Source organism: Corynebacterium sp. HMSC29G08 (assembly GCF_001806875.1).
Classification (GTDB): domain Bacteria; phylum Actinomycetota; class Actinomycetes; order Mycobacteriales; family Mycobacteriaceae; genus Corynebacterium.
In genome coordinates this window covers 1-11,165 of sequence record NZ_KV786212.1, presented here as the reverse complement: position 1 = coordinate 11,165, position 11,165 = coordinate 1, and the positions used below count along the sequence as shown (strand labels likewise).

The following is an 11,165-nucleotide window of genomic DNA, read 5'->3' as shown; positions in this document are numbered from 1 at the left end:
CATCGACATTGCTTTTCGACGCCCACCTGTACGGTCTCATCATGTTCACCCTCGGCGTACCGTGCTTCCTTTATGCCATGTACTGCTTCTACGAGGCTGTCCTCCAATGGGCACCCTACGGGCCTGGCTGGTGGGGTTCTACTTTCCCCGTAGGCACCATGTGCTTGGGCGCTTGGGACGAAGACTGGCACGCACTTTCCTTAGTGTTCCTCGTGCTCTTGCTCCTCCACTGGGGTGTCTGCGCGGTGCGCTTTGGCTCCTGGGAACTAAGCCAATCTGGTGCTAGATGAACTAGCTATCCGCGCTTCTCCGATGCCGTCGTCGTGGTGGTCCACGACTCGGCATAGTGGCCGCCCTTCGCCAGCAATTCATCGTGCGTGCCCCGTTCTGCGACCGTCCCGTCCTCCGAAAGCACGACGATGAGGTCGGCATCGCGGATGGTGTGCAGGCGATGGGCGACGACGATCACAGTGTGATCGCCGCGCAACGTCTCAATCGTGCCGACGATCGCCCGCTCAGTGGCCGCATCCAGCGAGGACGTCGGCTCGTCGAGAAGCACCACCGGGGAATCCTTCAGAAGCGCCCGGGCGATGGCGAGGCGCTGCCGCTCACCTCCCGACAGCAGCGTCCCCTCCTCCCCCACCGGGGTATCCCACCCGGAAGGCAGCAGCTCCACGATGCGGTCCACCCCGGAACGCCGGGCGGCCTCGCGCAAGCGGTCCCCGTCACCGGGCCTGGAACCGAATCCGGGGTCGGCGAAGACCACGTTGTCCCGCACGGACGCGTCGAAAAGAAACGTCTCCTGGAACACCGGGGTCACCAGCGAGTTCACGCCGTCGGTGCCGATCCGAGGCAAGGGCACCCCGCCGATGAGGATCTCCCCCGAGTCCGGATCGTGAAAACGCGACAGCAGCCGCATGACCGTCGTCTTGCCCGCCCCCGACGGTCCCACTACGGCAACCAGCGCTCCCTGAGGTGCACGGAAGCTGACGTCGTCGAGAACCTTCTTATCTCCGTACCCGAAGCTCACGCCGCGGAACTCCACGTCATGCCCGTCGGGCAGCTCCGGTGCGGCAGGTTCGGGAAGAGCGGGGATTGCCCGCAGGTCACGCAACGCAGCCAACGTGTTGCGGCCCGCACCGAAACCGCCGGACAACGCTCCCGCCGTGGTGATCGGTCCGGTGAACTGGACGAGCACGATGAGCATCGGCGCCAAATGCGCCGGCGCCATCCCGCCCGTCGCGGCGACTGCCACGGCGACGATCACCGCCGCCGTGAACACCGCATGGACGACCGAACCCAACCGTCCGATGGCCGCCCCCTGCGTCGACGTCGCCTTCGCGAACGCATCGTGCTGGGCCTGGATAGCCTCATCCACCATCGCGTCCGCCGCCGAACCATCGCCCGCGGCGCGAATCGCCTGCTGGCCGCGGGTGAACTCGATCAGCCTGCCGGAGACGGCAGCGACGGCCTCAGCATGCGCTTCGTCCGACTCCCCGCCGACCCGGCCAATGGCCCGGTAGGCGAAGAAGAGCACCGGCGCCGACGCGACAAGAACCAAACCGACGCGCCAATCCACCGCCAGAATTCCGAAGGCGATGACGGTCGGCGTAACCACCGCGGCGATGACGGGCCGCAGGATCACGTGCGGCACGGACGCCGCGAACGCGATACCCGACGACGCCATCTCCGAAAAGCGGCCGGCCGTGGACTTGGTGACGTACCCGAGTGGCAACGTCAGCACGCGTTCGCCCAGGGAACGCAGCAGGGACGACAGCACCGCTGCGGAATTCGCCCTGCCGACTGTCCCCGCGGCGAGGGACAGCACCGCATGGGCGGCCGCGAGGCCGGCGATGACGCCGGTGAAACGCCACGCCGTCGCATCATCTCCCTCGGCCAGAGCCGACAGCAGCGGCAGCAGCGCGACGAACGCCGCTCCCTGGGCCAGCGCGGCAAGCGTGGCCAACGCAATGAGCCACACCAGCGTCATTCTCGAGCGCCGATCCGTCATCGACCACAAGTCTCGAATCATCGGTTCCCCGCCTTTTCATCGTCTGATTCAGTACCCCGCGGGGCGGATGTTTCGTCGTCGAGCGTGAACGCGCGCCACAAATCCCGGTAGCGGCCACCGCTCGCGAGCAACTCGTCGTGAGTACCCGCCTCCGCGACCGCTCCCCCATCGAGAACGAGGATGCGGTCGGCGTTGCGGATCGTGCTCAACCTGTGCGCGATCACAATCACCGTCCGCGAACGGGCCAAACGCTCGATTGCGGACTGGATGAGGGCCTCGGAAGCCGGATCCGCGTAAGCGGTTGCCTCGTCGAAGATGAGCACCGGCGCGTCCGTGACGATCGACCTCGCGATGGCTACGCGCTGCGCCTCACCACCGGAAAAGGTCACATCGACGTTGACCACCGAATCCAGGCGCTTCGGCAGCGCCGCGATGACCGCATCGAGGTTCGCGAGCTTCGCGGCCGCCATGATTTCGTCGTCGGTGGCGTCTCTCCTGGCCAGCCGGATGTTCTCCCGCAACGGCAGCGTGAACAACTGCGGATCTTGGAACACCACCGACACCGAGCGGTGCACGTCGCGCACGGCGATGTCACGAAGATCGACGCCGCCCAGCCGCACCGAGCCTTCAACGGGGTCATGGAAACGCGCCAACAGCCGGGCGACGGTGGACTTTCCGGAACCGGAGGACCCCACCAGCGCAGTGAGGGTCCCTGGTTCGAACGTCGCGGACATCCCGTCGAGGATCCGCGGCCCATCGCCGTAGGAGAAGACCAGGTTCCGGACCTCGAGCGCGCCTCCGCGCGCGGGCACCGGATCGGCGGGCTCGGCGATCGGCGGCGTGCTCAGCACCTCCGCGATGGACTTCAGGGCGGCGATCCCCGCGATGATGGGTTCGGAGTTCATGGCCACCCGCACGATCGCCGCGGAGAGTCCAAGGCTGAGAACCAGCCCGGCGACGAGACCCTCCGGTATGCCGCCCGCGGCGTCCCTCAGAGCGAGGCCGGCCCCGCACACCACTGCGAGAACTGTGGTCGGGGACGTCACCACGTCGATAAGCCCGAGATAAATGTTCGACTGCCGAGACCAGGCGGACCACGCGCGGACGAACGACAACGCCGCGGCATCGTAGCGACCCGCGCCCTGGTTAGCGCGTCCGAAGGACTTCATCACCGGGATACCGCGCACCAACTCAATGACCGCGGCCGTCACTCCTTCGGAAGCTCGCTCGTAGTCGCGCTGAAGACCAGCTCCGCGCGAAATCATCACGCCCATCAAGGCGAAGGTGACCAGCACCGGGACGACCGCCACCACCGCGATCCGCCAATCCACCACGACGAGCGCGATGAGGGAAAGCAGGGGAACCAGCACCGCCACCACGGTCTCACCGACGGTGTGGCCCATGAGCTGGTGGACAGCCGCGACGTCCTTCTCAACCGACTCGATGATTCCCGACGAGCGCCGGGCGTCCAACCAGCCCAGCGGCAACTTCCGGATTTGGGCGACCAGCCGGCGCCGGAGGTGGAGCTGCAGGTCATTATCCGCCCGGTGCGAGAGCATGCCGGCGGCGCCGTCCGCGGCCATGCGCACCGTTGCGGCGACGACGATGACAGCCACGGCCAACCACGTCCGATGCTCCGGAGCCTCCGGGTACGTCATCGCGATGTCGATGATGCCGACCAGCGAAGCGACGGTAGCCACCGACGACAGGACGGATAACGCGACCACCGCACGCATCCGGGTCCGAATCGGGGCGAGCAGCGACCACGGGCCTACGGTCCCATCCACGGCGCTCACTTGCCCGCCTCCCCGATCGCACTTTTCTTCGTGAGAGTGCAGAAGTACACCATGCCGGCGCGTGAGGCTCCGTCCAGCTTCAGCCCGTTGGCTTCGGCGAGGTCCTCGAGCTCGCTGCCCCGGAACACCCGGTGGCCCATCTTCGCAATGACGGCCATGTCGACCCGCTCGTTCACGTCGGGATCCTCGGCGAACGTCTGCACGTAAGCGATGCCTCCATCGGCGAGCAGCCCGGCGACCCTGCCGAGCGGCGCGAGGACGTCGGCAACGTGGAATTCCGTCCGGGCCCCAAGCCCGTCGGCGGCGGCGCGTTCGCGGGCGATGCGGATCGCATTGGGCGACAGGTCGTAGCCGACGATGTTCGCCCTGCGATAGCGAGACTCAGCGGCGAGCGTGCGGGCGAGCCACCCGGTTCCGCAACCGAGGTCGAGGACCCGGGCCGGCGCATCCGGCCCAGGATCCAGCGCACGGAGCTTCCGGTACACGGCGGCGGCGTCCATCGGTTCGCGCGCATAGCGGCTTAGGAACCTCGGCTGGACCTTGTCCTCGTAGACCGCGAGGAGCCTGCGGTTGTTCTGGACGATCTGGGCGATCGACTTCATCTGGTTCTGTCTCCGGGTGTGTGGGCCGCGTCCACGCGGCGGTTTCGGGTTAGATGCTCGGATTCGCGGGCCGTCATGCAGACTCCCCCGGCCTCGTTTTCACGGCGATGCCCCACGCCGCGAGCACGGCGATGCCTAAGAACCAGGCCGCGCAGACCACCAGACCCGCAGCCCCGGTGCCGTTGACGGCCTCGCCGGCCGCGGATACGGGGGTGTGCCCGGCGATTCCGCGCAGGAGGGGACGGAAGTGGTCGGCGGGCATGAGCACCGTGTTGACGAACATCGCAACGATGATTAACGGGATGAGGGCCACGGAACCCTGGGGGCTGGTGATGGAGAACGCGATGTACGTGCCGGTGCATGCGGCCGCCGCGGCAACCATCGCGCCGGTCACCGCGATCCTCCACCACCAGGACACCTCCGGTGGGCCGTCGGAAAGCAAGGCGGCCACCGCCGCGACGACGGCCGTCATCGCCATGATCCGGATGAACTCGGCAATGATCCGTGCGGCCGGCACGGCCGCGTACGGCGCCGGCATGGTGATCAACCGCTCGTGGAAGCCATTGCTGCGTTCAACGAACACGGTGGATGATCCCGTGATGGCCAGGATGAACGCCCACGCCGTCACGACCAGGATGACCGCGTTCCGGAGTTCGAACTCTCCGGTGAGCTGCCTGACCAGGCCACCGAACATGCGGTTGACGATGAACAGGTACACGAGCGGAGCAATCAACGTCATGAACCAGAAGTCGGGGCGCCGCAGCCAAATGTGGGCGATGCGCCGCAGATGCACGAAGATGGCGCCAATCATGATTCGCTCCTCGAGGTGAACCGGCGGATGAACAGGACGATTCCGGCGACCGCCGCGGCACCGAGCCACAGGGCGGCCTCTTCCCCGGCGCGATCCGGGAAGGCGTCCGGGGACGCCGCCCTAATCACCTCGATCACCGGCGAAAAAGGCATGTGGCGCACGACGTCGCGAAGGGAGCCGTCCAAAGCGGTCGCCGGAATGAACGCGGTGGAGAACATGAGCAGCAGCATTTCCAGCGCCTGGATCGATGAGGCCGTCGACACCGGGGCGGGCACCATCAGGATCACCCCGTCCGTGACCAGGGACAGGACCGCCGCGGCGAGCAGCGACCACAGGACAGTCCACGCGACGTCACCGAGAGCCATGTCGAGGCCGCAGGCCCACGCGACGACCAGCAGCGCCGCGATCGACGCGGACATCCGCAGCACATCGGTGACGAGCCTGCCGGCGACATAGCCGCCTGTGGCCCCGGGCAACACGCGCACGCGGTCAACGAGCCCGGATTCGACGTCCTGTCCCACCGCCATCGCCGACGCCGCGGCGGTGAACATCGCCGCCTGGAACAGGCAGCCGCCGAGCACGAAACGCAGGTACCCGAAGCCGGATTGCTCCGCCGAGTACCCGAACACCGCGTACAGGCACAGCAGGAAGAGGGGCGGAACCACGAACATGGAGATCAGCGACGCGGTGTTGCGTCGCAACAGCAGCAGATCCCGACGGAGAAACGCCGCGACCGACGTCGCACTCATCGCGCCGCACCCCCTGCGTTCATCGATATGAACACCTCGTTGAGGGTGGGCGGCGACACGCTCAGCGAATCCGGCAACGCTTCCGAGGCCTCCATCGCCTGCGCCACCGCCTCGAGGACCCGCGGTCCGGGGTCGACGTCGAGGGACACCGACTTCCCCGCGACGCGGGCGCCGTCCAGGCACGTTCCCCCGAGGCAGCGGGCGAACGCCTCCGCCTCGGCGGCAGTGGCGAAGGACACGCGGAGCACGTGCGACCCGAAGGCGCGGCGCAATTCCTCCGGCGTTCCGCTGGCGACGATGCGGCGATCCTTGAGCAGATGGACGTGGTCTGCCAGCGCCTCCGCCTCTTCCAGGTACTGGGTGGTCAGCACCAGAGTCATTCCGTCGTCCCGCAGTTGCCGGATGAAGCCCCACAGCTCTTCGCGGCTGACCGGGTCCAGCCCCGTCGTGGGTTCGTCGAGGAACAGCAGCCTGGGCACCACGCACAGCGACGCGGCGATGTCGAGGCGGCGCCGCATGCCACCCGAATAGGCCGACGCCAGCGTCGAGGCACTGTCTGCGAGCGAGAATTGCGCGAGCAGTTCCGTCGCGCGGGCGGCCGCGGCGGCGCGGTCGAGTCCGCGCAGCCGCCCGAAGAACTCCAGGTTCTCCCGGCCGGTGAGGTTCTCGTCGATCGCCGCGAATTGGCCGGTGGTGGCAATGTCAGCGCGCACGCCCGCCGGGTCCTCTTTCACGTCGCGCGAGAAGATGCTCACCTCGCCGGAGTCGGCGGTGATGAGCGTCGACAGGATTCGGATGAGGGTGGTCTTGCCTGCACCGTTGTGGCCGAGGAACGACACGATCGCCCCGGTGGGCACGGTGAAACTCACGCCGTCGAGCACATGCTTGCGCATCCGGGCACCGCGCTTTCCCTTACGCCCGCCGTCCGGCGGGGCACCTGCCCCGCCTTCGGGCGCGGTGCCGGCTTTGCCCGCAATCGGGTAGCTCTTCGTGAGGTCGCGGACGACGATCGCCGCACCTCGTTCAGCTTGATCCGTCATCGTTTCTCCTTTTCTTTGGTGTCGCAGTGGGCCGCTGTCGGCAGTGGCCCCGTGGTCGGGTTGTCATGCGGCGTTTCGATATGGGTGATGAGCAGCGCCAGCGCCCCCAGGATGAGTGCGCCACCGAGTCCACCGATGAACCACCAGACCGCTGGCCACACCGCGTCCGTGCCGCGGGAGAGTCCATCGACGATCCGGACCAACGCCAGCAGCGCAATGGCACTGGCCAAGCTGCCGAGAACCTGCAGCAACAGGGCGACGGCGATGGGGACGGACACCGACCGGAGGATGTGCCAAACGGGGTTCCCCGCGTTCGCGTCGCCCCTCTCGGCCGACTCGCCGACTCGTTGGTCGCTGTGGTGGGTTCGTCAGTCACAAGCGACACTGTGTTGTCCTCACAGACGATGACAGTCATTCTTACGTTAGGTTAGCCTCACCTCGCATGTGGGTCAAGTCCCGTCTCGTGCGTTTGATGGACATTGCTGAAACCGAGATCGCGCAAAACCAGCACACCATTGAGTGGCGAGTGGACGAAGACCAAGGATGGGCGTAAGAATCCGCAGGCGTTGTTAACAATCTTCTCGGTGAATCAGCCTGTAAATCCGGGGAGTCCCCGTACTCAGGGGACGATCACTATCCCGCTGGAGTGGGAGCAGAAGGCTTCTCCGGATAAGCGCTCTGGTAATGGCTCGAAACCGAAGGTGCGTGCTGAGCACCCCTCCATCGTCTTCGCGGCGCACGTGGAAACCGCTGTGGGCCTCGAGTTGCCCGCCGACTTTATTTCCCAGCTGGCCAGCGCCGTTCACGAGGTTGGCGGCCTGATGGTCCTCGACTGCGTTGCAGCCGGCACCAAGTGGACCTCCATCTCCGAGGGCTACGTCGACGGCACCGTCGCGCAGTTCGCCGAGGCGCTGGACCAGGTTGTCTCTGCCTAGCCGAAGGTCAACGAATACAGTTTCACGCCTGCCGTGGGCCGGATGCGCAGCACCCCCTCGGTGAGCGTGTCGCTTTTCGCAAGGTCGAGGGTTCCATCTGTGACCGGGAACGACTTTGTCGCACCGTCCGGATACTCGACCTCGATCTCTCCTTCACCCGAAACCACGAGCTGGACCCACTTGGCGAAGACGTTGATGTCCAGGTGTCCTCCACTGGTGGTCTGCACTGATTCCTCCTCGAGAATCCACGTCCCGTTCAGAGTGAACATGCCGCGCTCCGGGGTGGCATGTTCCCCGAAGTCGTGCTCGCCGTCGGTGTAACCGGTCTGCTTGGTGTACTCGGCGCGCGCAGTGCCGAGATACGTTTCCGGGTTGCGGCCCTTTGTACCGCTTGCTGCTTCGCCGCCTTCGACCGGTTCGGGGAGGTCGACGTCGGGGTTGGCGTCGATAAGCAATTCGCGCACGAGCGTTTCTGTCTCGGCGTAGCTTCCCTCCCCTTCCACGATCTGCCGGACGTTGCCGTGCCTGTCCACCAGGTAGCGGGCTGGCCAGTAGCGGTTGTTGAAATTCCTCCACGTAGCGAAGTCATTGTCCTGCGCCACCGGGTAGTGGATACCTTCCTTTTCTACGGCGTTTCGGACATTGCCCAGTTCGTGCTCGAAAGCGTACTCAGGGGAATGGACGCCGACGACGGTGAGGCCGGAATCGCGATAAGTGTTATAAAGCTTGGTGATGTGCTCCCCCGCACGCTGACAGTTGATGCAGGCGTACGCCCAGAAATCAACGAGCATGACACCACCGTCCTGCGGGCTCGGCGGCTGGTCGGCGTTAATCCAGTTCGTCAGCCCCGCGAATTCCGGTGCCGGGCCACAATCCTGCAGCTGCGCGGGGTCGGCGCGGCGGCACGACTGCAGTGAACCGCTCCCAGTTGGGCCGACCTTGCTAAGCGCGTCATTGGCCAAGTCCGAATTCTCAAAACGGCTCGACAGCGACAACGTCCAATTCGGCAGCGCACGCTGGATCCCCGCCGGTGCGTCAAGAGCCAACGCCACAGTGAAGACCAGGATGAGCACGCCGATGGCCTTACGGTGGCGCCGCACCGCGTCTACCTTGTCACCGATCTTGTTGCCCGCCAGGGCGAACACGAACAGCGGCAGCGCGGACCCAATCGCGAACGCGACAGTGAGCACCACCGTGTTCCAGCCGATCTGCCCAGTCGAGCCCGCCACCGTCACCGCTGCAAGCACCGGGCCCGCGCACGGAACGTACACCGCGCCAAGGGCCAGACCGATGAGAAAACCTCCCTTGCCCCGCGTTTTCTCCTGCAATGCCGTAGGGTGCGGAAGCGCGTCAAAGGGCTTCTGCAAGACCTCCCCCACCGGCGGGAAAATCATTCCCAGCCCCACCCATGCCAGCAACACCACTCCCGCCCAGCGCAATACCGACTGTGGCAAATGCAGCGCACTAAGCAAAATCGTACCCAGCAGCGCGATCGCGGCGAAGCTCACGACCAAACCTGTCACCACGTGCGACGGTTTACGCCCGACGCTGACCCCCAGCACCACCGGCAACACTGGCAAAATGCACGGCGACAATGCCGTGATCACACCCCCGATGAATCCAACAAGAATCACGCTGATCATGAGTTTCCTCTACTTTCCGGTTACCTTTCCTACACCCAGCACTACGGAGTGAGCGCCCGCATCGGATTGGTCCAATCCGCATCAGCCCCCGGCTCCGTAGTACTCAGTGACGGGCCAGAAACACTGCGCCTGCGAACCGAAAAAGTGAAGGAGACACTATGTCTATCAACCGCGCAATCGCCAGTACCAGCGCCATCGTCATCGCCGCCGTCGGCCTCGTTGCATGCAACGACTCCGGGGAGAAGATGGAGGACAAGATGGACGGCTCCATGACCCCGTCTTCTGCGGCGATGATGGAGGACAAGATGAGCGAAGAGAAAATGACGGAAGAATCCAAGTAGCACATAACCCAGGTATTAGAGTTAGAACCTGTGGATCTTGACCACCTCTTAGAAAGCGTGCGCGCGGGCGACAAAGTCGCTTTCGCCGAGCTTTACGACGTTCTGGCCCCACAGGTTCTAGGTCTCACCACCCACATCTTGCGCGACCGGGCCCAAGCGGAAGAGGTCACCCAAGAAGTCTTCGTGGAGGTATGGCTAAGCGCCCACACCTTCGACCCACACCGCGGCAGCGCCAAGTCATGGGTACTGCGGCTAGCCAAATCGCGAGCCATCGATCGGCTGCGGAGCTGGCGTAGCTCCCAAGCCCGCGACACCGACGATTTCAACAGTCAACTGACCACGTGGGTCGCTGCCGCTGAGGACGAAGCTCAACAGCGACTAGAGTCTGAGGAGCTACAAGAACTCATTGATTCAATCGGAGAGCCCCATCGAAGTGCGCTCATGCTCGCGTATTTCGGGGAACTCACCCACCAAGAAATCGCCGATGCCACCGGTGTCGCTCTCGGAACAGCCAAAACCCGGGTACGCGACGGGTTGCAAAAGCTTCGCAAGGCCGTGTCGTTGAAAGGAGGCCTGTGATGGATAAAGATATCGAGGACCTCTTCAATTCCGCAGCCACGCCGGTCACCCCACCACCGGAGCTCAAAGGCTCAATCATGGAGCGTATCGACGCTACCGACCAGGTCACAGACTTCGACACCGCGCGGAAGAACCGCTCCTGGCGACGTCTCACAACCGCCGCAGCAGCCGCCGTTGTGCTCATCGCCGGTGGCGGGTTCGCGGTCACCCAGTTCACTGTCGACGAGTCACGCGAATCCGTGACAGCCCAAGGCGTCGACGAAATGCACGCAATCATGGGCGCCGACGACGCACGTCAAGGTCAGGCCGACGCGATGGGCGCGAGCCTCGACATCGTGATCAGCTCTGACATGGGCAAGGGCGGCGCCATGGTCAACGGCCAGCCAGCTCTCAACGACGGCATGGGAGCACAAGTGTGGGCAGTCATGGCTGACGGCGCCGTGGAATCGGCTGGAGTCATCGGCCAAGAACCCCACGACGACGTGTGGATGCCGCTGCCCGGTGGAACTGCTTCAGTCCTGGTAACCGAGGAAGCCGCCGCCGGCGCGGCGCAACCCACCGGCGCGGTGCTGGCCAACGTGACGCTCTAGTGCCGGCTGCCTCCCTTGGCGCGCTTCAGGCCATTCGCGTTCTAAAAACCACAAAGCCCCGACCCAAA

Annotated in this window: 12 protein-coding genes and 1 pseudogene; 6 read left to right on the top strand and 7 right to left on the bottom strand. The window is 65.2% G+C overall.

The annotated features are described in order from the left end of the window. A pseudogene (locus HMPREF3101_RS02600) lies at positions 1–290 on the top strand (hypothetical protein); the annotation flags it as partial. 5 nt (positions 291–295) lie between these two features. Here the strand turns inward: HMPREF3101_RS02600 and HMPREF3101_RS02595 are convergent. The 6 genes from HMPREF3101_RS02595 to HMPREF3101_RS02570 form a co-directional block, all read right to left on the bottom strand. Further along, on the bottom strand, positions 296–2,011 hold the full coding sequence (locus HMPREF3101_RS02595) for an ABC transporter ATP-binding protein (protein ID WP_246816616.1): 1,716 nt from the start codon (positions 2,009–2,011) through the stop codon (positions 296–298). Positions 2,012–2,028: 17 nt separating this feature from the next. Then, positions 2,029–3,807 carry an ABC transporter ATP-binding protein gene (locus HMPREF3101_RS02590; RefSeq protein WP_070462378.1) on the bottom strand — a complete coding sequence of 593 codons (1,779 nt, stop codon included), beginning with the start codon at positions 3,805–3,807 and terminating at the stop codon, positions 2,029–2,031. Continuing rightward, on the bottom strand, positions 3,804–4,409 hold the full coding sequence (locus tag HMPREF3101_RS02585) for a class I SAM-dependent methyltransferase (protein ID WP_070462377.1): 606 nt from the start codon (positions 4,407–4,409) through the stop codon (positions 3,804–3,806). The genes HMPREF3101_RS02590 and HMPREF3101_RS02585 overlap by 4 nt, the downstream gene beginning before the upstream one ends. Positions 4,410–4,482: 73 nt before the next feature. After that, complete coding sequence (locus HMPREF3101_RS02580; RefSeq protein ID WP_034666002.1) at positions 4,483–5,220, bottom strand: ABC transporter permease; 738 nt, start codon at positions 5,218–5,220, stop codon at positions 4,483–4,485. After that, on the bottom strand, positions 5,217–5,969 hold the full coding sequence (locus tag HMPREF3101_RS02575) for an ABC transporter permease (RefSeq protein ID WP_070462376.1): 753 nt from the start codon (positions 5,967–5,969) through the stop codon (positions 5,217–5,219). The genes HMPREF3101_RS02580 and HMPREF3101_RS02575 overlap by 4 nt, the downstream gene beginning before the upstream one ends. Then, positions 5,966–7,009 (bottom strand): ABC transporter ATP-binding protein, encoded by a 1,044-nt coding sequence (locus tag HMPREF3101_RS02570; RefSeq protein WP_070462375.1) that lies wholly within the window; start codon positions 7,007–7,009, stop codon positions 5,966–5,968. Before HMPREF3101_RS02570 ends, HMPREF3101_RS02575 begins: the two co-directional genes overlap by 4 nt. Before the next feature lie 65 nt (positions 7,010–7,074). Between HMPREF3101_RS02570 and HMPREF3101_RS12015 the strand changes: the two genes are divergently transcribed. Further along, a complete protein-coding gene (locus HMPREF3101_RS12015) occupies positions 7,075–7,440 on the top strand; it encodes a hypothetical protein (RefSeq protein ID WP_168160143.1) in 366 nt (121 codons plus the stop codon). Positions 7,441–7,593: 153 nt separating this feature from the next. Beyond that, the gene (locus tag HMPREF3101_RS02560) at positions 7,594–7,944 is read left to right on the top strand and encodes a hypothetical protein (protein WP_141737321.1); all 351 of its coding nucleotides are present in this window, start codon (positions 7,594–7,596) and stop codon (positions 7,942–7,944) included. On the opposite strand, the gene HMPREF3101_RS02555 is transcribed toward HMPREF3101_RS02560, so the two are convergent. Next, on the bottom strand, positions 7,941–9,587 hold the full coding sequence (locus HMPREF3101_RS02555; protein WP_070462372.1) for a cytochrome c biogenesis protein CcdA: 1,647 nt from the start codon (positions 9,585–9,587) through the stop codon (positions 7,941–7,943). The genes HMPREF3101_RS02560 and HMPREF3101_RS02555 overlap by 4 nt on opposite strands. A 158-nt stretch (positions 9,588–9,745) precedes the next feature. On the opposite strand from HMPREF3101_RS02555, the gene HMPREF3101_RS02550 reads away from it, so the two are divergent. From HMPREF3101_RS02550 to HMPREF3101_RS02540, 3 genes are read left to right on the top strand one after another with little or no spacing between them, the layout of a single operon-like run. Continuing rightward, complete coding sequence (locus HMPREF3101_RS02550) at positions 9,746–9,928, top strand: hypothetical protein (protein ID WP_070462371.1); 183 nt, start codon at positions 9,746–9,748, stop codon at positions 9,926–9,928. 30 nt (positions 9,929–9,958) lie between these two features. Then, complete coding sequence (locus HMPREF3101_RS02545) at positions 9,959–10,507, top strand: sigma-70 family RNA polymerase sigma factor (RefSeq protein ID WP_070462370.1); 549 nt, start codon at positions 9,959–9,961, stop codon at positions 10,505–10,507. After that, positions 10,507–11,097 carry an anti-sigma factor gene (locus HMPREF3101_RS02540; RefSeq protein WP_070462369.1) on the top strand — a complete coding sequence of 197 codons (591 nt, stop codon included), beginning with the start codon at positions 10,507–10,509 and terminating at the stop codon, positions 11,095–11,097. The genes HMPREF3101_RS02545 and HMPREF3101_RS02540 overlap by 1 nt, the downstream gene beginning before the upstream one ends. The last annotated feature ends 68 nt before the right edge of the window (positions 11,098–11,165 follow it).